This is a genomic window from Streptomyces sp. NBC_00691 (assembly GCF_036226665.1).
GTDB lineage: Bacteria > Actinomycetota > Actinomycetes > Streptomycetales > Streptomycetaceae > Streptomyces.
This window is the reverse complement of the sequence record NZ_CP109007.1, coordinates 3,119,764-3,140,915: the sequence shown is the minus strand read 5'-3', so window position 1 is coordinate 3,140,915 and position 21,152 is coordinate 3,119,764. Positions and strand designations below refer to the sequence as shown.

Below are 21,152 nucleotides of genomic sequence, written 5' to 3'. Positions count from 1 at the left end.
GGCGAGCGGGTGACGGGCGGGTGACCCGTTTGTGCGACGGGCCCTCCGGGGTGGCAGCATGGGGTGAGTGAGCGTCGCGCCTATTGAGATCGAACGTACGGAATCGGCCGAGGAGGTCTCCGCGGTCGTCGAACCGGACGTGCCCTGGGTGACCCTCGTGCACAACGATCCGGTCAACCTGATGAGCTACGTGACCTACGTCTTCCAGGCGTACTTCGGCTATTCCAAGGACAAGGCGCACAAGCTGATGCTCGACGTGCACCACAAGGGCCGTGCGGTGGTCTCCAGCGGCACCCGCGAGGAGATGGAGCGCGACGTGCAGGCGATGCACGGCTACGGCCTCTGGGCGACCCTCACCCAGGACCGCGGCTGATGGCCGGCCACTTCGAGACCCTGCCCGGCGGCGGCGCGGCCGTCGCCCTCGACGACGTCGAGATCTCCATCCTCCGCTCCCTCGCCGTCCAGCTCATGGAGCTGATCGGGCCGGGCGACGAGCCCGCCAAGGACGCCGACCCGCTGGCCGCGCTCTTCGCCGAGGGCCCCAGCAAGCCGCCGTCCGACCCCGCCCTCAAGCGCCTCTTCCCCGACGCCTACGGGGACGACAGCGAGGAGCTGCGGGCGGCCGCCTCGGACTTCCGCCGCTTCACCGAGAACGACCTGCGGGCCCGCAAGCGCGAGGACGCCCTCGTCGTCGTCCGCGCCCTCGACGCGCTCTCCGCCGACACGGCGGGAGAGGGCGGCGCCGTCCTGAAGCTGACCCCGGACGAGTCCCGCGCCTGGCTCGGCGCGCTCAACGACCTCCGGCTGACCATCGGCACCCGCCTGGAGGTCACCGACGACGAGGGCGAGCAGCTGTACCGGCTGCCGGACTCCGACCCGCGCAAGCCGATGGTGATGGCGTACCTCTGGCTGGGGGCGCTCCAGGAGTCCCTCGTCGAGACCCTGATGTCCTGACGGCCGATCCCCTCCGGACATCCCTCCGTGACGGGATGTTCGCTCAGCGGACGCTCAAATCCGGGTAACGAATGCGTTATCAGAGCGTCCGCTTTGCCGTCTTGAATCCCTTTCGCCCGCCGTTTTCTGTGGTGTGCGCCACACGTAACTCCCTCGATCGCGTCCCACCCCGTGATAAATCTTCACGACCGCTCGGGGACGCCACCCCTGTTCCCGAGGGCGCTTTGACCGGCTGACCGCCGGTAGCACTCCATCCACATCCGGGGGGATCAGGATCTGATCCGCGGCAGACGCACTCGCAGTCGCGCGGATCAGCATGGAGAAAGGCGCATCACCATGACCTCTGTGCAGGTCGACAAGCAGCACGACGGCACCGACGGGGCCGTGGACGGCGGCGAGGGCTACCAGCGTGGCCTCGGCGCCCGGCAGATCCAGATGATCGCGATCGGCGGTGCCATCGGCACCGGCCTCTTCCTCGGCGCCGGCAAGGCCATCGCCAAGGCGGGGCCCAGCCTGATCCTCGCGTACGCCATCGCGGGCCTGGTCATCTTCTTCATCATGCGCGCCCTCGGCGAGCTCCTCATGTACCGCCCCGTGTCCGGCTCCTTCGCGGAGTACGCACGGGAGTTCGTCGGCCCGTTCTGGGGCTTCGTGACCGGTTGGACGTACTGGCTCTTCTGGGTCGTCACCGGCATCACCGAAGTCACCGCCGCGGCCACCTATATGACGTACTGGTGGGACATCCCGCAGTGGATCTCCGCACTGGTCTTCACGGTGGTCCTCTACGGCGCCAACCTGATCTCCGTGAAGCTCTTCGGTGAGCTGGAGTTCTGGTTCTCGATGGTCAAGGTCACCGCCATCATCGGCATGATCCTGATCTGTGCCGGCATCCTCACCATCGGCTTCTCCGACGCCGGCGACACCGCCTCCGTGACCCACCTGTGGGACCAGGGCGGCTTCTTCCCCACCGGCATCGGCAACACGCTGATGACCCTGCAGATCGTCATGTTCGCGTTCCTCGCCGTCGAGCTCGTCGGCGTCACCGCCGGCGAGTCCAAGGACCCGAAGACCGTCCTGCCCAAGGCCATCAACACCGTGCCGTGGCGCATCGCCGTCTTCTACGTCGGCGCGCTCATCATGATCCTGTCGGTCGTCCCGTGGACCGAGTTCCAGCCGGGCGTCTCCCCGTTCGTCGCCGCCTTCCAGAAGATGGGCCTCGGCGTCGGCGCCGCCATCGTCAACTTCGTGGTGCTGACCGCCGCCCTCTCCTCCTGCAACTCGGGCATGTACTCCACCGGCCGCATGCTGCGCGACCTCGCGCTCAACGGCCAGGGCCCGAAGGTCTTCACCAAGCTCACCAAGAGCGGCACCCCGCTGCTCGGCCTGACCTTCTCGGCCTCGCTGATGCTGGTCGGCGTCTGGATCAACTACGTCGCCCCGGGCAAGGCCTTCGAGTACGTGGTCTCCTTCGCCACCATCTCCGGCATGTGGGCCTGGATCATGATCCTGGTCTGCCAGATCCGCTACCGGGCCAAGGCCGACCGCGGCGAGCTCCCCGAGTCCACCTTCAAGGCCCCGGGAGCCCCGTACACCAGCTGGTTCGCGCTCCTCTTCATCGGCATGGTCATCGTGATGATGGGCATCGACGAGGGCGCCCGGGTCTCGCTGTACGCCGCCCCGGTCTGGGGTCTCATCCTCGGCGTCTCCTACCTGGTCCTGAAGTCCCGCAACCCCGAGGGCGCGGCCTTCGCCAAGCGGTCCTGACGGACCCCGCGGGCGGTCGGCCCGGGTCGTCCCCAAACGGCTCTGACCTCGATCGTCTCGGCATACGGGCCGTTCCGTACCACTCCCCGGTACGGAGCGGCCCGTCGGCTTATCCTGTCGGCATGCTGACCATCACCCGGGCTCTGTACGACCAGATCGTGGAACACTCCCGCGCGGACCACCCCGACGAGGCCTGCGGCGTGGTCGCGGGCCCGGTCGGCACCGGCCGCCCCGAGCGGTTCATCCCGATGCTCAACGCCGCCCGCTCGCCCACCTTCTACGAGTTCGACTCCGCGGACCTGCTCAAGCTCTACCGCGAGATGGACGACCGGGACGAGGAGCCCGTCATCGTCTACCACTCGCACACCGCGACCGAGGCCTACCCGTCCCGCACGGACATCTCGTACGCCAACGAGCCCCAGGCCCACTACGTCCTCGTCTCCACCGCCGACAGCGACGGCGCCGGCCCCTTCCAGTTCCGCTCCTTCACCATCGTCGAGGGCGTCGTGACGGAGGAAGAGGTCAAGGTCGTCGAGGAGTACGACGCCTGAGACACTGGCCGGGACCTACGGGCGGCAGGACCCAGGAAGCCGGTGCGAATCCGGCACGGTCCCGCCACTGTGACCGTCTCCTCCGGGAGGCGGAAGCCAGGAACTGACCTGCCGCCTTCTCACCACCGATCGGGGACGTGGAAATCCCCGGAGGAGGCACGTTCCGTCATGTCCTGGCCCCGTCGCACCCGGCTGCCCCTGACGCCCCTGCTGTCCGCCGCCGCCCTGCTTCCGCTGCTCGCCGCCTGCTCGGCCTCCGCGCCGGACGGCCCCGCCGCCAAGGCCGCCCCGGGATTCCCGTACACCGTCTCCAACTGCGGTGTGAAGACGACCTTCGAGGCTCCGCCGAAGCGCGCGGTCACCATGAACCAGCACGTCACCGAGGTCATGCTCGCCCTCGGCCTGGAGAAGTCCCTCGTCGGCACGGCCTACCTCGACGACGCGATCCTCCCCGCCTACAAGAAGGCCTACGACTCCGTCCCCGTCCTCGCGAAGGAGTACCCCTCCAAGGAGGCCCTGCTCGCCGCGAACCCCGACTTCGTGTACGGCGGTTACTCCTCCGCCTTCGCGAGCAAGGACGGCCGGAGCCGCGACGACCTGAAGCGCTCCGGCATCGACACCCGGCTCAACACCGAGTACTGCCCGTCCGGTTCGCCCTCCGTCGACGACCTCTACCGCGAAGTCGGCGAGATCGGGCGGACGTTCGGCGTCGCCGACCGGGCCGACACATGGGTCCGGGAGGCGAAGGCCACCGTCGCCGCCACCGGGAAGCGCCTCAAGGGCACCGCACCCGTCTCCGTCTTCGTCTACGACAGCGGCGACAAGACCGCGTTCACCGCCGGCGGCAAGGGCATCGGCAACGAGCTGATCACCCGCGCCGGCGGCCGCAACGTCTTCGCCGACCTCGACAAGGCCTTCGGCGACGCCACCTGGGAACAGGTCGTCGCCCGCAAGCCCGAGGTCGTCGTCATCTACGACTACGGCTCCACCACCGTCGAACAGAAGAAGAAGCGGCTCCTCGACGACCCGGCCCTCAAGGACGTCCCCGCGATCAAGAACCGCCGGTTCGCCGTGATGCCGCTCTCCGACACCGTCCTCGGCGTCCGCGTTCCCGGGGCCGTCGACAAGCTGGCGGCCCAGCTCCACCCGGCCCGATGAGCACGGAGGCCCGCGTCGCGGGCACCCCGGAGGACCCGCCCGCCCCGCCGCGCCCCCCGTCCCGCCCGCAGCCGCCCGGCGGGACCGCCGGGCGCGGGCCGGGCGGGACCGCCACCGCGTCCGAACCCCCGACCGAACCGGCCCGACCGGGCGCGCGGCTGGCCCCCGCCCCCCGGCCGGCCCGGACCGGCCGCCCGGGGCCGCCCGGGAAGACGGCGGCCGGCGGCGGGACCCCGCGGTACGCGCTCGTCGTCGCCGGACTCCTCCTCGCCCTGGCCGCCGCCGCGACCGCCTCGCTCGCCCTCGGCTCCGTCCGCATCCCGCCCGGCCAGGTCATCGACGTCCTCACCGGGCGCGCCGCCGGCCCCTCCCCGTACCGCACGATCGTCCTCGACGTACGACTGCCCAGGGTCCTGCTCGGCGCGGTCGTCGGCGCCGGACTCGCCGTCGTCGGCGCCGTCCTCCAGGCCCTCGTCCGCAACCGGCTCGCCGACCCGTTCCTCCTCGGGATCTCCTCCGGCGCCTCCGCCGGAGCCGTCCTCGTCCTGGTCGCCGGCGGGGGAGTGGGCCTCGTCGGCGGCGTGACCACCACGCTCGCCCTGCCCGCGGGCGCCTTCGCGGGCGCCCTGCTCTCCCTCGTCCTGGTCTACGGGCTCGCGCGCCGCGGCGGCACCCTGACCAGCACCCGGCTCGTCCTCGCCGGAGTCGCCGTCTCCTACATCCTGTCCGCCCTCGCCACCCTGCTCCTGGTCGTCGCCGGACGCCCCGAGCAGTTCCAGGAGGCCATGTACTGGTCCCTCGGCGGCCTCGGCAGCGCCCGCTGGGACACCCTGGCCCTGCCCGCCGCCGTCCTCGCCGTCGGCGTCGGCGCCCTGCTCACCCTCGCCCGCCCGCTCGACCTGCTCCTCGTCGGCGAGGAGGGCGCCACCGTCCTCGGCCTGGACACCGCCCGCTTCCGCGCCGCCGTCTTCGTCCTCGCCTCCCTCGTTACCGCCGTCATGGTCGCCGCCAGCGGAGCCGTCGGCTTCGTCGGCCTGATGGCCCCGCACGCCGCCCGGCTCGCCGTCGGCGCCCCGCACCGCCGGCTCCTCCCGGTCGCCGCGCTCGGCGGAGCGCTCGCCCTGGTCCTCGCCGACCTCGGCGCCCGGACCGTCGCCGCACCCCAGGACATCCCCGTCGGCATCCTCACCGCCCTCACCGGCGGCCCGTTCTTCCTCTGGCTGATGCGCCGCCGCCCGGAAGGAGCACCGCTGTGACCGAACTGAGCCTGCACGGACTCTCGTACGAGAGCCGGCTCCGCTCCGTCGACCTCACCGTCCGCCCGGGCGAGACCGTCGGCCTCATCGGCCCCAACGGCAGCGGCAAGACCACCCTCCTGCGCTGCGTCTACGGCACCCTCACCCCCACGGCGGGCCGCGCCCTCCTCGACGGCGACGACCTCCACGCCATGGGCCCCAAGGCCCGCGCCCGCCGTGTCGCCACCGTTCCCCAGGACGGCACCCTGGAGTTCGAACTCACCGTCGGCGAACTCGTCGCCCTCGGCCGCTCCCCGCACAAACGGTTCTGGGAGGGCGACACCGGCGCCGACCGCGAGCGCGCCGAGGACGCCCTCGCCCGCGTCGGCCTCGCGGACCTCGCCGACCGCCCGTACCCCACCCTCTCCGGCGGCGAACGCCAGCGCGCCCTGGTCGCCCGGGCCCTCGTCCAGGACCCGGCCCTGCTCGTCCTCGACGAACCCACCAACCACCTGGACATCCGCCACCAGCTCGACGTCCTCGCCCTCGTCCGCACCCTGGGCACCACCAACCTGCTCGCGCTGCACGACCTCAACCTCGCGGGGGCGTACTGCGACCGGATCTACGTCCTGGAGCGCGGAAGGCTCGTCACTGGCGGAAAACCCGCCGAAGTCCTCACCCCGGCCCTGCTCGACGCCGTCTACGGAGTGGATGCCGAGGTCATCCCGCATCCGCGGACGGGGAACCCCACGGTCCTCTTCGTGCACCGTCCGGCAGGCGGGCAGGAATCATCCACCATGTGAGATCACATTCCGGAACCCGGACCGGGAATCGATACGATGAGCCCATGGTTTCCCACGACGTGAGCGAAGAGACTCCGGGCACAGTGCTGCTCGTCGCGCGCCTGCACGTCGACCTGTGCCGCCTCGCCAGCGCGATCTGATCGTCCCGCGCTGCGCTCCGAGCGACCGGCCGAGCGCACTTACGTACGACCCCCCTCCGCGCGGGGGCCCCAGCAGCGCGCCCATCACGCCACTTCCGACAGGAGCCCACGCCATGGCCATCGAGGTCCGCATCCCGACCATCCTCCGCACCTACACCGACGGCCAGAAGGCCGTCGAGGGCAGCGGCGCCACCCTCTCCGAGCTCTTCGCCGACCTGGAGTCCCGCCACGCCGGGATCGAGGCCCGCATCGTCGACGAGGGCAAGCTCCGCCGCTTCGTCAACGTCTACCTCAACGACGAGGACGTCCGCTTCCTCGACGGCATCGACACCAAGCTCACCGACGGCGACAGCGTCACGATCCTGCCGGCCGTCGCCGGTGGCATGGTCTGATCCACATGCGCTACGACTCCTCGCTGGCGGCGGTCGGCAACACGCCGCTCGTCCGCCTCCCCCGGCTCTCGCCCTCGGACGACGTCCGCATCTGGGCGAAGCTGGAGGACCGCAACCCGACCGGCTCGGTCAAGGACCGCCCCGCGCTCCACATGATCGAGCAGGCGGAGAAGGACGGCCGCCTCACCCCCGGCTGCACCATCCTGGAGCCGACCAGCGGCAACACCGGCATCTCCCTGGCCATGGCCGCCAAGCTCAAGGGCTACCGCATCGTCTGCGTCATGCCCGAGAACACCAGCGAAGAGCGCCGCCAGCTGCTCTCCATGTGGGGCGCCGAGATCATCTCGTCCCCCGCGGCGGGCGGATCGAACACGGCGGTACGCGTCGCCAAGGAGATCGCGGCCGAGAACCCGACCTGGGTGATGCTCTACCAGTACGGCAACCCGCACAACGCGGGCGCCCACTACGCCACCACCGGCCCCGAGATCCTCGCCGACCTCCCCTCCATCACCCACTTCGTGGCGGGCCTCGGTACCACCGGCACCCTCATGGGCGTCGGCCGCTACCTGCGCGAGCAGAAGCCCGACGTCAAGATCGTCGCCGCCGAGCCGCGGTACGACGACCTCGTCTACGGCCTCCGGAACCTCGACGAGGGATTCGTCCCGGAGCTGTACGACGCCTCCGTCCTCACCACCCGCTTCTCCGTCGGCTCCGCCGACGCGGTCACCCGCACCCGCGAACTCCTCCAGCAGGAGGGCATCTTCGCGGGCGTCTCCACGGGCGCGGCCCTGCACGCGGCCATCGGCGTCGGCAACAAGGCGGTGAAGGCGGGCGAGAGCGCGGACATCGCCTTCGTCGTCGCCGACGGCGGCTGGAAGTACCTCTCCACCGGCCTCTACACGGCGGCCACCACGGAAGAGGCGATCGAAGCGGTCCAGGGCCAGCTCTGGGCCTAGGGCCTCGACGGCCCGAACCCTTCCCCCGGCCCTAGGACGACAGGCCCTAGCGCGCGAGATGGCGGACCTGGTCCCACAGGACCGGGTCCGCCGTTCCCGCTTTCCGGCGGAAGTCCGCGACCGGCACCTCGCGCAGCTCGTCCGTCTCCAGGAAGCTCGGCCGCCCCTGCGCGTCCCCCACCGCACCCGGCGGCAGCGAGATCACTCCCGGCCGCTCGTCGTGGTACTTGCTGGTGATCTTGGCGACGAGGGCGTGGTCCCCGCGCACCGACAGCACGAGACAGGGCCGGTCCTTCGACCCGGGCCCGTCCTCGAAGGGCACGTCCGCCCACCAGATCTCCGCGGCCCGCGGCAACCGCGACGGAGCCTTCCGCGGCCCGGTGGGCCGGCCGGGCGGCCGGGTCCGTCCCGACGGCCGTCCCGACGGCCGTCCCGACGGCCGTCCCGAGGGGCGGCGCGACGAGCGCCGCCATCCGTCGGCGAGCGCCACCACCAGAGCGATCACCACGACCGCGACCAGCGCGGGCCACCATGACGTGTCCATACCTCAAGACGGTACCGGCGCGCGGCTCACGGCGCCGACGCGGCCCGCCATCCATCCGAACCGGTGACAGAGCCCGTGAGTTCGCCCACAACGGGCCACCGCAAAGGAGCGACAGGCCCTGGCGCGCCTTACGCTCGACAGACCGCACAGCCTCCCCCTTCCTCAGCGCGCTTTCCGTATCCGTCCACGGAGGTTCACGCTCCATGAAGCTCACCGTCGTCGGCTGCTCCGGGTCGTTCCCGTCCGCGGATTCGGCCTGTTCGAGCTACCTCGTCGAGGCCGACGGCTTCCGGCTGCTTCTCGACATGGGCAACGGCGCCCTGGGCGAGCTGCAGCGACACATCGGTCTGTACGACCTCGACGCGATCTTCCTCAGCCATCTGCACGCGGATCACTGCATCGACATGTGCGGGTACTTCGTCGCCCGCTACTACCGGCACGAGGGCGGTCGCTGCGACGCGATCCCCGTCTACGCACCGGAGGGCGCCGAGCAGCGCCTGACCACGGCGTACGCGGACACCCCCTCGCCCACCTCGATGAGCGAGGTCTTCGACTTCCGCACGCTGAAGTCGGAGGCCTTCGAGATCGGCCCGTTCTCCGTCCGTACGGAGAAGGTGTGCCATCCGGTCGAGGCGTACGGCATCAGGGTCGAGCACGGCGGCCGCTCGCTGACGTACTCCGGGGACACCGGGGTCTGCGAGTCGCTGCACAAGCTCGCCGAGGGCTCCGACCTCTTCCTCTGCGAGGCCTCCTTCACCCACGGCAAGGAGGACATCCCGGCCCTCCACCTCAACGGCCGCGAGGCGGGTGCCGAGGCGACCCGCTCGTCGGTGGGCCGGCTCGTCCTGACCCACATCCCGCCGTGGACGGACGGCGAGCGGAACCTGGCGGACGCCCGCCAGGTGTACACGGGCCCGTCGGAGCTGGCGAGACCTGGCGCGGTCTACGAGATCTGAGGTCCCTCCTCCCGGTGACGGGAAGGGCCTCGGGCGACCACGGGAAGGGCCCCGGAACCGTGCGGTTCCGGGGCCCTTCCGTGCTGCGGGGTGAGGCTCACGCCTTGGTGAGGTCCTCGATCTCCTCGTCGGACTCGCGGCCCGGCGTCGGGAGGTTGAACTTGGTGATCGCGAAGCGGAAGACCACGTAGTAGATCGCCGCGAAGACGAGACCGATCGGGATGATCAGCCACGGCTTGGTCGCGAGGTTCCAGTTCAGCAGGTAGTCGATGCCGCCTGCCGAGAAGGTGAAGCCCGCGTGGACACCGAAGGCCCAGGTGACGGCCATGGACACGGCGGTCAGGACGGCGTGGATCGCGTACAGGACCGGCGCGATGAACATGAACGTGAACTCGATCGGCTCCGTGATGCCGGTGACGAAGGAGGTCAGCGCGAGGGAGACCATCATGCCCATCACGGCCTTGCGGCGCTCGGGGCGAGCGGCGTGGGCGATGGCGATGGCGGCGGCCGGGAGGCCGAACATCATGATCGGGAAGAAGCCCGACATGAAGATTCCGGCGCTGGGGTCACCGGCGAAGAAGCGGTTGAGGTCACCGTGGACGACCTCGCCGGCGGCGTTGGTGAAGTCACCGATCTGGAACCAGGAGACGGTGTTCACGAACTGGTGCATGCCGACGGGGATCAGCGCGCGGTTGATGAGACCGAAGAGGCCGGCACCACCGGCGCCGAGGCCGGTCATCCACTCGCCGAAGTTGGAGATGCCCTCACCGATGGGCTCCCAGACCAGACCGAACACGACACCGACGAGGGTGCCGACGAAGGCCATGATGATCGGGACGAGACGGCGGCCGTTGAAGAAGCCGAGCCAGTCGACGAGCTTGGTCCGGTGGAACTTCTGCCACAGGACGGCCGCGATGAGACCCATCAGGATGCCGCCGAGGACACCCGGGTTGTTGTACTTCGCGGCGACGTCGACGCCCTTGTTGGCGGTCGTGTTGACGACGGCCTCGGCGACGGGGAAGGCCTTCAGCACATTGCTGTAGACCAGGAAGCCGACGAGCGCGGCCAGGGCGGTGGAGCCGTCCGCCTTCTTGGCGAAGCCGATGGCGACGCCGATGCAGAAGAGCAGGGGCAGATTGTCGAAGACCGCGCCGCCGGCGGTGGCGAAGACAGAGGCGACCTTGTCCCAGCCGAGACCGTCCGCGCCGAAGACGTCGGGCTGGCCGAGACGGAGCAAGATACCCGCGGCCGGCAGAACGGCGATCGGCAGCTGCAGGCTGCGACCGACCTTCTGCAGGCCCTGGAACAGGCCGGATCCGCGCTTCTTCGCGGGAGCGGCGGCCTGGGCGGTGGCCGTACTCATCAACTTCCTCCAGTAAGGCAAGGCGCCGCCAGAGGACAGTGAAAAGGGGGGACGGCGACGTCTCGTGGAACGCGGTGGTCTGGACCGCGTGGTCTACACCAATGAGTGGTGTAGACCAGTTGTAGCACGTGAGACTTAGATAAGGAACCTGCGAATTTTGTGTGCTCAGCCATAGCTGGAAATGCACGACATAAGGCCCCCGGACCGTCAGGTCCAGGGGCCTTTCGCGGGTCTTACGGGAGGGGCGAAAGCCCCGAAACGGTCAGGCTCCGGCGCGTGAGCGCGGCGCTACCTGACGTTGTCGCGCCGTCTCACTTGACGTTCTCGCGCTCCATCTCGTCCCCCACCTCGTCCGGCTCGCGGCCGGGCGTCTGCAGGTTGAACCTGGTGATCGCGAACCGGAAGATCGCGTAGTAGACGACGGCGAACCCGAGGCCGATCGGAATGATCAGCCAGGGCTTCGTCGCCAGGTTCCAGTTGATCACGTAGTCGATCAGGCCCGCGGAGAAGCTGAACCCGTCCTTCACGCCGAGCGCCCACGTCACCGCCATCGACACGCCCGTCAGCACCGCGTGGACCGCGTACAGCAGTGGCGCGATGAAGAGGAACGAGTACTCCAGCGGCTCCGTGATGCCGGTGACGAACGAGGTCAGCGCCACCGACAGCATCAGACCGCCGACCTCCTTGCGTCGGTGCGGCTTCGCACAGTGGGTGATCGCCAGCGCTGCCGCGGGCAGCGCGAACATCATGATCGGGAAGAAGCCCGTCAGGAACTGGCCGGCGTTCGGGTCGCCCGCCAGGAACATGGGGATGTCGCCGTGGACCACCGTGCCGTCCGGCTTCTCGTACGTACCGAACTGGAACCAGATGGGCACGTTCAGGAACTGGTGCAGGCCGATGACGAGCAGCGCCCGGTTCGCCACACCGAAGATGCCCGCACCCCATTCGTCGAGCCCGACCAGCCAGTCGCTGAAGCTCTCCAGGGCGTCACCGATCGGCGGCCAGATCCACAGGCAGATCGCGGCGAACGCGATCGCCACGAACGTCATGATGATCGGGACGAGGCGGCGGCCGTTGAAGAAGCCCAGCCAGTCGACCAGCTTCGTCCGGTGGTAGCGCTGCCACAGATACGCGGTGAGCAGACCCATCACGATGCCGCCGAAGACACCCGGGTTCTGGTACGTGTAGCCGGCGAAGGAGTCGTCGACGCCGAGGCAGCCGCCGCCGATGTCCTTGGTGCCCGAGGGGCAGTCCTTCGGGAACTGGCGCAGCACCGTGTAGTAGACGAGGAAGCCCACCACGGCCGCGAGCGCCGTCGAGCCGTCCGACTTCTTCGCCATGCCGATCGCGACACCGATGCAGAACAGCAGCGGCAGACCGAGGCTTCCGTCGAGGAGGGCGCCACCCGCGCCCGCCATCACCTTGGCGACGTCGTCCCAGCCGAGACCGTCCGCGCCGAACACGTCCGGCTGCCCGAGCCGGTTGATGATGCCCGCGGCCGGGAGGACGGCGATGGGGAGCTGGAGGCTGCGGCCCATCTTCTGGAGCCCCTGGAAGAGCCCGCCCCACACGGACTTCTTCGGCTGCGCCGCAGCGCTGTCGGTACTCATCGGCGTCCTCCCTGCCCGGAACAAGCCGGGTCCGCGTCACGTTGCACACTGGTGTAGACCAGTTGCGATAGGCTCCCCGGAGCCCACTGAGGACAGGCCGCCGGTGATCGTCATCATTCGGCAGAACGGCGGCACTCGCTCGCGAAGTTGGGCCAACCGTGGGTTACCGTGACAAAGCGGACCACAGGTGCGCCGAGATTCGCGTACGCGCGAACGGAACGGACAGGGAGAAACACATGGCCAGCAAGGCTGAGAAGATCGTCGCCGGGCTCGGCGGCATCGAGAACATCGAAGAGGTCGAAGGCTGCATCACCCGCCTGCGCACCGAGGTCGTGGACCCGTCCAAGGTCGACGAGGCCGCCCTCAAGGCCGCCGGCGCCCACGGCGTCGTCAAGATGGGCACCGCGATCCAGGTCGTCATCGGCACCGACGCCGACCCGATCGCCGCCGACATCGAAGACATGATGTAAGCAGCCGCATCAACCGAAGGGCCCGTTCCGGCAGGGGAACGGGCCCTTCGGCATGACCGCCCGTCACGCCCGCCCGCCATGACCGACCATCACCAGCCATCACCGGCCACCCGCGGAACGGGTCCTTCATCACCAGGGTTCCGGCGCGGCTAGGCTCGTCCCATGTCTCGTATCGACGGCCGTACCCCCGAACAGCTCCGCCCCGTCACCATCGAACGCGGTTGGAGCAAGCACGCCGAGGGCTCCGTCCTCATCTCCTTCGGCGACACCAAGGTCTTCTGCACCGCCTCCGTCACCGAAGGCGTCCCGCGCTGGCGCAAGGGAAGCGGCGAAGGCTGGGTCACCGGCGAGTACTCCATGCTCCCGCGCGCCACCAACACCCGCGGCGACCGCGAATCCGTCCGCGGCAAGATCGGCGGCCGCACCCACGAGATCTCCCGCCTCATCGGCCGCTCCCTGCGCGCCGTCATCGACTACAAGGCGCTCGGCGAGAACACCATCGTCCTCGACTGCGACGTCCTCCAGGCCGACGGCGGCACCCGCACCGCCGCCATCACCGGCGCGTACGTCGCCCTCGCCGACGCCGTCACCTGGGCCCAGGGCAAGAAGCTCGTCAAGGCCGGCCGCAAGCCCCTCACCGGCACCGTCGGCGCCGTCTCCGTCGGCATCGTCGACGGCGTCCCCCTCCTCGACCTCTGCTACGAGGAGGACGTCCGCGCCGACACCGACATGAACGTCGTCTGCACCGGCGACGGCCGCTTCGTCGAGGTCCAGGGCACCGCCGAGGCCGAGCCCTTCGACCGCGACGAGCTCAACGCCCTCCTCGACCTCGCCTCCGGCGGCTGCGCCGAACTCGCCGAGATCCAGCGCAAGGCCCTCGAAGGAACCCTCTGACCCCTGACTGCGTCCTGACGGGCGGGCCCGTACGGATAAGCTCCGTGCGCCCGTCCGTCGTTCGCACGTTCGTATCTGGGGGAGGACCCGCCTTGAAGCGCCGTCTCGCACTCGCCGTGGCCACGGCCGCCGCACTCACCACCGTCCTGAGCGGCTGCGGAGCCCTCGACAAAGCAATGGACTGCGTCAAGACCGCCGACGCGATAGCCACCTCGGTGAGCAACCTTCAGCAGGCGGTCTCCAACGCCTCGAACGACGCCACGCAGATCGAGGAGTCCCTCAACTCCATCTCCACGGAACTGGGCAACCTCAAGAACACCACGGACAACGCCGACCTCTCCAAGGCGGTCGACGACCTCTCCAAGGGCGTCGACACCGTCCGCACCGCCGTCAAGAACGGCGACACCACCCCGGACATCGCTCCCATCACCGACGCGGCCACCGAGATCGGCAAGGTCTGCACCCCGGGATAATCGATGGCATGACCCGTCTGATCCTCGCCACCCGCAACCCGGGCAAGATCACCGAACTTCACGCGATCCTCGCCGACGCAGGCCTCGACCTGGAACTCGTCGGCGCGGACGCGTACCCGGAGATCCCCGACGTCAAGGAGACCGGCGTCACCTTCGCCGAGAACGCCCTCCTCAAAGCCCACGCCCTCGCCCGAGCCACCGGCCTGCCGGCCGTGGCCGACGACTCCGGCCTCTGCGTCGACGTACTGAACGGCGCCCCGGGCATCTTCTCGGCCCGCTGGGCCGGCACGCACGGCGACGACCGCGCGAACCTGAACCTGCTCCTGGCCCAGCTCTCCGACATCGCGACCGAACACCGCGGCGCCCACTTCGCCTGCGCGGCGGCCCTGGCCCTCCCGGACGGCACGGAACGCGTGGTCGAAGGCACGATGCCGGGCACCCTCCGCCACACCCCGGTCGGCACGAACGGCTTCGGCTACGACCCGATCCTCCAGCCGGACGGCCACGAGGTCACCTGCGCGGAACTGACCCCGGCGGAGAAGAACGCGATCAGCCACCGAGGCAAGGCCTTCCGGGCCCTGACCCCGGTGGTGAGGGAACTGCTGGGCTGAGGGCAACAGCGAAGGCCTCGCCCTGAGCAACTTTGGGCGAGGCCTTCGATTTGACGGTGTGTGCGGCCTGAGGGATTCGAACCCTCACGGGATTTCTCCCATCGCGACCTAAACGCGAGGCGTCTGCCGTTCCGCCAAGGCCGCTGGTCGCCTACCATGGTAGCGGGCCTGTGCTTGGCGTGAGCATGGATGTCTTACGTCGGATGGCGGCGCCCGCCGCCTCGACACCACGTAGCGGTCTTCGAGTGGCAGTTGGGGCAAAGGCAGCGGAGGTTCTCCGGCGATCGTCGAGCCGGTTCCCGTTGACGTGGTCGATCTGCAGGGCAATGGGCCCACCTCTCCACGAACCTTCGTTGCCGCACTCGGCGCAGCGATACGGGACGCCTACCTCGGTGAGCGCGCGGTGGAGCCGAACGCGGTTTTCGCGCGAAGACCCTTCGGGGCGGCGTATCAACGACCCGCATATCGGACGGTCACGTCATATCCCGTACGAAGAACGGAACGGCCCGCGCCGGGGTGTCCGGGGCGGGCCGTTCCTGAGGCGGGGTGGCGGGGTCAGAATTTCGGTTCCGGGGACTGGGACATGACCAGTTCCGCCGCTTCCTCCGGGGTCTCCACCGACGGCGGGGAGCCCTCCAGGGGCTGTCGGGCCGTCTCCTTCATGCAGGCGACCGCGACCACGCCGACGAGCGCCGCGCCCATCGCGTAGTACGCCGGCATCAGATTGCTGCCGGTCGCGCCGATGAGTGCCGTGATCACCAGCGGGGTCGTACCGCCGAACAGCGACGCCGACAGGTTGTAGCCCACCGACAGGGAGCCGTAGCGGACGTCCGTCGGGAAGAGTGCCGGGAGCGCCGCCGACATCGTGCCGAGCAGGCAGACCAGCGACAGGCCGAGCATCAGCATGCCCGCCGTGATCGCGGGCACGCCGCCCTGGCCGATCAGCAGGAACGCGGGCAGCGACAGGAAGAGGAAGCCCAGCATGCCGGCCATCAGGATCGGCTTCCGGCCGAAGTGGTCGCTCAGACGGCCGACCTGGGTGATGACCAGCATCAGCAGGACCATCACGAGCAGCAGGATCAGCAGGCCGTGCGTCTCGCTGTAGCCGAGCTCGTCGGAGAGGTACGTCGGCATGTACGACAGCAGCATGTAGTCGGTGATGTTGTACGCGCCGACCAGCGCGATGCACAGGATCAGCGTCGGCCACTGCTGCCGGAAGATCTTCGCCAGGTCGCCCTTGGTGGAGGTCTCCACCGCGTCGGCCGCCTCGGAGGCGCGCCCCGTCTCGTTCTCCAGCTTCTGGAAGGCGGGCGTCTCGTCGAGCCGCAGTCGCAGATAGAGGCCGACCAGGCCCAGCGGGCCCGCGACGAGGAAGGGCACGCGCCAGCCCCATGCCTCCATGGTGTCGGAGCCGAGCCAGCCGGTGAGCGCGGTGACCAGGCCCGCCGCGCCGACGTAGCCCGCCAGGGTGCCGAACTCCAGGAAACTGCCGAAGTAGCCCCTGCGGCGGTCGGGGGCGTACTCGGCGATGAAGGTGGAGGCGCCGCCGTACTCGCCGCCGGTGGAGAAGCCCTGGAGCATCCGGAAGAAGACGAGCAGGACCGGCGCCCAGAAGCCGATGGAGGCGTACGACGGGATCAGGCCGATGGCGAAGGTGCCGACGGCCATGAGGATCATCGTCAGGGCGAGGACCTTCTTGCGGCCCAGCCGGTCACCCATCGGGCCGAACACCATGCCGCCGAGCGGGCGGATCAGGAAGGCGACGGCGAACGTCGCGAAGGACGAGAGCAGCTGGACGGTGTCGTTGCCCGACGGGAAGAAGACATGGCCGAGGGTGACGGCGAGGTAGGCGTAGACGCCGAAGTCGAACCACTCCATGGCGTTGCCCAGCGAGGCGGCCTTCACGGCCCGCTTGACGGCCGCCTCGTCGGTGACCGTGATGTCGGTGCGGCGCAGCCGGGGCTGTCGTCGCCGGCTGACGGCCTTGAACAGCAGGGGGTGACGCCTCTGTGCCTCGGGGTCGGTCACGGGGCCGTCGCGGTCTGTGGCCGGCATGGCCGTACGTCCTCTCTCCGGAAAAAACTCCAGAGGACCTTCTGCACGGTCATGCCGTTCACAAACGGAAGTCGTCCGGGATTGGGACGTCCGTCACGTCGCCGGGGCGGCGGTCAGGCCTCGATGGAGAGGTCCCGGAGGATCTTGGCCACGTGGCCCGTCGCCTTCACGTTGTAGAAGGCGTGCTCCACCTTGCCGTCCTCGTCGACGACGACGGTGGAGCGGATCACGCCGGTCACGACCTTGCCGTACAGCTTCTTCTCGCCGAAGGCGCCGTACGCCTCGAGGATCTCCTTGGACGGGTCGCCGACCAGGGTGACCTTCAGGTTCTCCTTCTCGCGGAACTTCGCCAGCTTCTCGGGCTTGTCCGGCGAGACGCCGATGACGTCGTAGCCCGCCGCCGCCAGCACGTCCAGGTTGTCCGTGAAGTCGCAGGCCTGCTTGGTGCAGCCGGGTGTGAGCGCCGCCGGGTAGAAGTAGACGATGACCTTGCGGCCCTTGTGGTCCGCGAGCGAGACCTCGTTGCCGTCCGCGTCGGGCAGGGTGAAGGCGGGGGCGGTGTCGCCGGGCTGCAGTCGCTCGCTCATGGCTGGCTCTCCTCGAGATCGTTCGCGTACGCATTCAGAGCCTAATGGGGGTCGGGGACAGCCCGGCGGCGGCAGAGCTGACAGACTGTCCACAAGGACCGATCAACGACCGGATCACGACCCACCCGGATCACGACTACGGAGGCAGCGCGGTGTCGGAGGCCAGGACCCCTGCGCAGATCGAGGCGGACATCGTCCGCCGGCGCGAGCAGCTCGCCGTCACTCTCGACGAGATCGGCATTCGGATGCACCCGAAGACGATCATCGGGGACGCGAAGGCCAAGGTCGCCTCGACGGTCGACCAGACCGCCGGACGCGCCTTCGTCGCCGTCAACCGGGTGGTCTCGGATGTGAAGGCACGTTTCACCCATGAGGACGGCGCCCCCCGCCTGGAGCGCGTGGTGCCGGCGGCGCTCGTCGTCGTCGCGGTCGTCGGGCTGCTGGCCGCCTCCTCCCGCAAGGGCAGGGGATGACCCCTCCCGGCCCCGGGTGGTGTACCCGGGCGGGTAGGTTCACACCGTGAGCGAGAACACGCACGACAAGCTGCCCATCCGGATGCTCCACGACCGCGTCCTGGTCCGCACCGACTCCCCGGAGGGGGAGCGGCGCTCGGGCGGGGGCATCCTGATTCCGGCGACCGCCGCCGTCGGCCGTCGACTCGCCTGGGCCGAGGTGGTCGCGGTGGGGCAGAACGTCCGTACGGTCGAGATCGGTGACCGGGTGCTGTACGACCCCGAGGACCGTGCCGAGGTCGAGGTGCGGGGCGTGGCGTACGTGCTGATGCGGGAGCGTGATCTGCACGCGGTGGCCGCGGACCGGTTCCAGGGGACGACGGACTCGACCGGGCTGTATCTCTGACCTGATGTGCCTCGGAGGGCCCCGGTGACCATGGTCACCGGGGCCCTCCGTCGTTCTTTGCTAGCCTGGGGACACCCGACGAGACGCGCCGTACCGGGATTCCGACAAGACGACGCACCCCTGTTGTTCCGTCTCGCGGAGGTGTTCGTCATGGCCTGGGTTCTTCTTGTCGTCGCGGGTCTGCTCGAGGTCGGCTGGTCGATCGGGATGAAGTACACCGACGGCTTCACGCGGCTCTGGCCCAGCGTGTTCACCGGTGCCGGGATCGTCGCCTCGATGGTGCTGCTGTCGCAGGCCGCCAAGACCCTGCCGATCGGTACGGCGTACGGCGTGTGGGTGGGTATCGGCGCGGCCGGTGCGGCGGTGCTCGGCATGGTGGTGCTGGGTGAGCCGGCGACCGCCGCCCGGATCTTCTTCGTCTGTCTGCTGCTGGTCGCCGTCGTGGGCCTGAAGGCGACCTCGGGTCACTGACCGGGGGTGGCGCGCGGGGGCCGGGGGCCGCGTGACGCGGCTCCCGGGCCCGCCTCGCCCCGTTCGTACGCGTCCTCGGCGGCATCGGGAGCCGTGGAGGTCTCGGGTGTCCCTGATGCCTCGGGTGCACCTGATGCCTCGGGTGGGCCGGAGGCGTCAGGGGCGGCGGAGGCGTCGGACGCTTCGGGAGAGGCGTCCGGGAGCGGTGGCAGCGGCGGCATCTCCTCCGCCCCCGGCATCAGCTGGAGGTCGAAGGCCCGCGGTGCCGTTCCCGCCAGCGCCTCACGGGTGAACTCGGCCCAGATCTCGGCGGGCGTGCCGCCTCCGTTGATCCGGGGCTGGCCGAGGGCGCCGTACAGCGGTTCCTGCCGGCCGGACTCGGGGTCCTGGCCCATCACGGCGACGACCGTGGCGAGTTCCGGCGTGTAGCCGGCGAACCAGGCGGCTTTGTCGTCCTCGGCCGTGCCGGTCTTGCCGGCGGCGGGGCGTCCGGCGGCCAGCGCGGCCGTTCCCGTGCCCGTCTCGACGACGCTCCGCAGGACGGCCGTGGTGGTGTCGGCGGCCTCGCGGCTCACCGCCTGCCGGGACTCCGGGGTGGGTACGGGCAGCCCCTCGCCGTCCCTGCTGAGGCCCTCGACGAGGGAGTACGCGCCGTGGCGGCCGTGCGCGGCGAGGGTGGCGTACGCCGTCGCCATGTCCAGGACGCTCGCCGTGGCCGGGCCGAGCGCGATGGAGGGGGAGGCGGTGAGGTCGGGGGTGGAGCCGGGCAGTCCGAGGGCGACCGCGGTGCGCCGTACGTGCCCGGGGCCGACGTCGACGGCCATCTGGGCGTACACGGCGTTCACCGACAGGTCGGTCGCGGTGCCGACGGGGATCTCGCCGTAACTCTCGTCGTCCTCGTTGGAGGGGTCGTACGGGGCGCCGTGCCAGCCCTCGACCGGCCGCCGGTTGTTGCCGTCGTAGACGGTGTACGGGGTGATCGGCTCGCCGTGCTGGGTCTGGGCGCCGCTCTGGACGGCGGCGGTGAAGACGAAGGGCTTGAAGGTGGAGCCGACCTGGTAGTCGCGCCGGGTGGCGTTGTTGACGTACTGCTGGGTGTAGTCGATGCCGCCGTACAGGGCGAGGACCTTGCCGTCGGCCGGGTCGACGGCGGCGGCGCCGACCCGTACGTACCGGTCGGCGGGGGCGTTCGCGGGGTCGAGCCGGGACATGACCTGTTCCTCGACGGCCTGGACGAGCGCTTCCTGCTTGGCGGGTTCGAGGGTGGTGGTGATGCGGAAGCCGCCGCCGGCGAGGGTCTTCTCGTCGACGATCCCGTGCCCGGTCAGGTACTCCTCGACGGCCTGGACGAGGTAGCCGCGCTGTCCGGAGAGGCCGGTGGCGGGGCGGGCGGTCTGGGGGGTGGGGAAGCGGGCGGCGGCGCGGTCGGCGCGGCTGAGCCAGCCTTCGGTGACCATGCCGTCGAGGACGTAGTTCCAGCGGGCGACGGCCTTGGCCCGGTTCTCGGGGTGGGTGGTGACGTCGTAGGCGCTGGGGGCCTTGAGGACGGAGGCGAGGTAGGCGCCCTCGGCGGTGTCGAGGTCGGCGACGTCCTTGCCGTAGTAGGCGCGGGCGGCGGCCTGGAGGCCGTACGCGTTGCGTCCGAAGTAGCTGGTGTTCAGGTAGCCCTGGAGGATGTCCTCCTTGCTCTTCTCGCGGCCGAGCTTGATCGCGATGAAGAACTCCTTCGCCTTGCGGGTGAGGGTCTGCTCCTGGCCCAGGTAGTAGTTCTTGACGTACTGCTGGGTGATGGTGGAGCCGGACTGGCGGCCCTTGCCGGTGACGGTGTTCCAGGCGGCGCGGACCATCGCCTTGGGGTCGACGGCGCGCGAGGTGTGGAAGTCGCGGTCCTCGGCGGCGAGGACGGCCTGCCGGACGGTGAGGGGGACGCGGTCGAGCCGCACGTTCTCGCGGTTGACCTCGCCGTCGCGGGCGAGGGTGGTGCCGTCCCGGTAGAGGTAGACGTTGGACTGGGCGAGCGCGGCGGAGTTGGCGGGCGGGATCTCCACCAGGAGGTACCCGGCGGCGAAGGCGCCGGCGAGCAGCAGGGTGCCGAGGAGGAGGAGCCCGAAGAAGGTGCGCAGGAGGCGGCGGGGACGGCGCTTCGGCGTGCGCGGTGGGGGAGGGCAGAGGGTGGGGTCCCTCGGCTCCCAGCCCGTGGGGCGGGCCGGCCGGGGGGCGTCGGAGTCGCTCGTACCGGAGGAAGGGGGCATGGCACCTCATATTGCCCCCAAGGCGACGAAAGTCCTGAATACGACCCGAAGCTGA

The 21,152-nt window shown here is 70.0% G+C and carries 24 protein-coding genes, 1 tRNA gene and 2 riboswitches; of the genes, 18 read left to right on the top strand and 7 right to left on the bottom strand.

Translation table 11 applies throughout. From position 1 onward, the window contains the following. Positions 1–67: 67 nt before the first annotated feature. From clpS to OG392_RS14095, 10 genes are all read left to right on the top strand, one after another. Positions 68–373 carry an ATP-dependent Clp protease adapter ClpS gene (clpS, locus tag OG392_RS14140; protein ID WP_030222252.1) on the top strand — a complete coding sequence of 102 codons (306 nt, stop codon included), beginning with the start codon at positions 68–70 and terminating at the stop codon, positions 371–373. After that, positions 373–954, top strand: coding sequence for a DUF2017 domain-containing protein (locus OG392_RS14135; RefSeq protein WP_329279222.1), 582 nt, complete (start codon positions 373–375; stop codon positions 952–954). Before clpS ends, OG392_RS14135 begins: the two co-directional genes overlap by 1 nt. Positions 955–1,290: 336 nt before the next feature. Continuing rightward, entirely contained in the window at positions 1,291–2,718 is a 1,428-nt protein-coding gene (locus OG392_RS14130) for an amino acid permease (RefSeq protein ID WP_329279220.1), read from the top strand. 122 nt (positions 2,719–2,840) lie between these two features. After that, the gene (locus OG392_RS14125; protein ID WP_266966335.1) at positions 2,841–3,269 is read left to right on the top strand and encodes a M67 family metallopeptidase; all 429 of its coding nucleotides are present in this window, start codon (positions 2,841–2,843) and stop codon (positions 3,267–3,269) included. After that, a riboswitch (cobalamin riboswitch) is annotated at positions 3,262–3,395 on the top strand. Its footprint overlaps the gene before it by 8 nt. A gap of 42 nt (positions 3,396–3,437) precedes the next feature. Further along, the gene (locus OG392_RS14120; RefSeq protein WP_329279217.1) at positions 3,438–4,427 is read left to right on the top strand and encodes an ABC transporter substrate-binding protein; all 990 of its coding nucleotides are present in this window, start codon (positions 3,438–3,440) and stop codon (positions 4,425–4,427) included. Next, entirely contained in the window at positions 4,424–5,683 is a 1,260-nt protein-coding gene (locus tag OG392_RS14115) for a FecCD family ABC transporter permease (protein ID WP_329279215.1), read from the top strand. Before OG392_RS14120 ends, OG392_RS14115 begins: the two co-directional genes overlap by 4 nt. After that, positions 5,680–6,465, top strand: a complete 786-nt coding sequence (locus OG392_RS14110) for an ABC transporter ATP-binding protein (RefSeq protein ID WP_329279213.1) — start codon at positions 5,680–5,682, stop codon at positions 6,463–6,465. The genes OG392_RS14115 and OG392_RS14110 overlap by 4 nt, the downstream gene beginning before the upstream one ends. Before the next feature lie 44 nt (positions 6,466–6,509). Next, positions 6,510–6,605, top strand: a complete 96-nt coding sequence (locus tag OG392_RS14105; RefSeq protein WP_329279211.1) for a putative leader peptide — start codon at positions 6,510–6,512, stop codon at positions 6,603–6,605. Positions 6,606–6,718: 113 nt separating this feature from the next. Beyond that, positions 6,719–6,997 carry a MoaD/ThiS family protein gene (locus OG392_RS14100; RefSeq protein ID WP_329279209.1) on the top strand — a complete coding sequence of 93 codons (279 nt, stop codon included), beginning with the start codon at positions 6,719–6,721 and terminating at the stop codon, positions 6,995–6,997. Between the two features lie 5 nt (positions 6,998–7,002). After that, the gene (locus tag OG392_RS14095) at positions 7,003–7,953 is read left to right on the top strand and encodes a PLP-dependent cysteine synthase family protein (protein ID WP_329279207.1); all 951 of its coding nucleotides are present in this window, start codon (positions 7,003–7,005) and stop codon (positions 7,951–7,953) included. Between the two features lie 46 nt (positions 7,954–7,999). Here OG392_RS14095 and OG392_RS14090 read toward each other — a convergent pair whose 3' ends face one another. Further along, the gene (locus OG392_RS14090) at positions 8,000–8,497 is read right to left on the bottom strand and encodes a type II toxin-antitoxin system PemK/MazF family toxin (RefSeq protein ID WP_329279205.1); all 498 of its coding nucleotides are present in this window, start codon (positions 8,495–8,497) and stop codon (positions 8,000–8,002) included. A gap of 203 nt (positions 8,498–8,700) precedes the next feature. Here OG392_RS14090 and OG392_RS14085 point away from each other — a divergent pair, with 203 nt between their 5' ends. Beyond that, on the top strand, positions 8,701–9,453 hold the full coding sequence (locus OG392_RS14085) for an MBL fold metallo-hydrolase (RefSeq protein WP_329279203.1): 753 nt from the start codon (positions 8,701–8,703) through the stop codon (positions 9,451–9,453). A 97-nt stretch (positions 9,454–9,550) separates the two neighbouring features. Here OG392_RS14085 and OG392_RS14080 read toward each other — a convergent pair whose 3' ends face one another. Continuing rightward, positions 9,551–10,816 carry a PTS transporter subunit EIIC gene (locus OG392_RS14080; protein WP_329279201.1) on the bottom strand — a complete coding sequence of 422 codons (1,266 nt, stop codon included), beginning with the start codon at positions 10,814–10,816 and terminating at the stop codon, positions 9,551–9,553. Positions 10,817–11,127: 311 nt separating this feature from the next. Then, on the bottom strand, positions 11,128–12,426 hold the full coding sequence (locus tag OG392_RS14075) for a PTS transporter subunit EIIC (RefSeq protein ID WP_329279200.1): 1,299 nt from the start codon (positions 12,424–12,426) through the stop codon (positions 11,128–11,130). Positions 12,427–12,623: 197 nt separating this feature from the next. Here OG392_RS14075 and OG392_RS14070 point away from each other — a divergent pair, with 197 nt between their 5' ends. The 4 genes from OG392_RS14070 to rdgB all read left to right on the top strand — a co-directional run bounded on the left by OG392_RS14070 (position 12,624) and on the right by rdgB (position 14,874). Then, positions 12,624–12,896: a glucose PTS transporter subunit EIIB gene (locus OG392_RS14070; RefSeq protein ID WP_073914414.1), complete on the top strand. Its 273-nt coding sequence runs from the start codon at positions 12,624–12,626 to the stop codon at positions 12,894–12,896. A 162-nt stretch (positions 12,897–13,058) separates the two neighbouring features. After that, positions 13,059–13,790, top strand: coding sequence for a ribonuclease PH (gene rph / locus OG392_RS14065; RefSeq protein ID WP_266966328.1), 732 nt, complete (start codon positions 13,059–13,061; stop codon positions 13,788–13,790). 92 nt (positions 13,791–13,882) lie between these two features. Next, positions 13,883–14,263, top strand: a complete 381-nt coding sequence (locus OG392_RS14060) for a hypothetical protein (protein WP_329279197.1) — start codon at positions 13,883–13,885, stop codon at positions 14,261–14,263. A gap of 8 nt (positions 14,264–14,271) precedes the next feature. Beyond that, the gene (rdgB, locus tag OG392_RS14055; RefSeq protein ID WP_329279196.1) at positions 14,272–14,874 is read left to right on the top strand and encodes an RdgB/HAM1 family non-canonical purine NTP pyrophosphatase; all 603 of its coding nucleotides are present in this window, start codon (positions 14,272–14,274) and stop codon (positions 14,872–14,874) included. Positions 14,875–14,935: 61 nt separating this feature from the next. Here rdgB and OG392_RS14050 read toward each other — a convergent pair. The 3 genes from OG392_RS14050 to bcp all read right to left on the bottom strand — a co-directional run bounded on the left by OG392_RS14050 (position 14,936) and on the right by bcp (position 17,516). Then, positions 14,936–15,018: transfer RNA gene (locus OG392_RS14050), tRNA-Leu, on the bottom strand. Between the two features lie 411 nt (positions 15,019–15,429). Next, positions 15,430–16,929, bottom strand: a complete 1,500-nt coding sequence (proP, locus tag OG392_RS14045) for a glycine betaine/L-proline transporter ProP (protein ID WP_329279194.1) — start codon at positions 16,927–16,929, stop codon at positions 15,430–15,432. 113 nt (positions 16,930–17,042) lie between these two features. Beyond that, positions 17,043–17,516 (bottom strand): thioredoxin-dependent thiol peroxidase, encoded by a 474-nt coding sequence (gene bcp, locus OG392_RS14040; RefSeq protein WP_030324905.1) that lies wholly within the window; start codon positions 17,514–17,516, stop codon positions 17,043–17,045. Between the two features lie 152 nt (positions 17,517–17,668). Here bcp and OG392_RS14035 point away from each other — a divergent pair, with 152 nt between their 5' ends. From OG392_RS14035 to OG392_RS14025, 3 genes are all read left to right on the top strand, one after another. Then, entirely contained in the window at positions 17,669–17,989 is a 321-nt protein-coding gene (locus OG392_RS14035) for a DUF3618 domain-containing protein (protein WP_329279192.1), read from the top strand. A 46-nt stretch (positions 17,990–18,035) separates the two neighbouring features. After that, the gene (locus tag OG392_RS14030; RefSeq protein WP_015033852.1) at positions 18,036–18,374 is read left to right on the top strand and encodes a GroES family chaperonin; all 339 of its coding nucleotides are present in this window, start codon (positions 18,036–18,038) and stop codon (positions 18,372–18,374) included. A gap of 49 nt (positions 18,375–18,423) precedes the next feature. Then, positions 18,424–18,493, top strand: a riboswitch (guanidine-III (ykkC-III) riboswitch). Positions 18,494–18,524: 31 nt separating this feature from the next. Beyond that, positions 18,525–18,845 carry a DMT family transporter gene (locus tag OG392_RS14025; RefSeq protein ID WP_329279191.1) on the top strand — a complete coding sequence of 107 codons (321 nt, stop codon included), beginning with the start codon at positions 18,525–18,527 and terminating at the stop codon, positions 18,843–18,845. Here OG392_RS14025 and OG392_RS14020 read toward each other — a convergent pair. Further along, a complete protein-coding gene (locus tag OG392_RS14020) occupies positions 18,839–21,097 on the bottom strand; it encodes a transglycosylase domain-containing protein (protein WP_329279189.1) in 2,259 nt (752 codons plus the stop codon). The two genes, OG392_RS14025 and OG392_RS14020, sit on opposite strands and share 7 nt — an antisense overlap. Between the last annotated feature and the right edge of the window lie 55 nt (positions 21,098–21,152).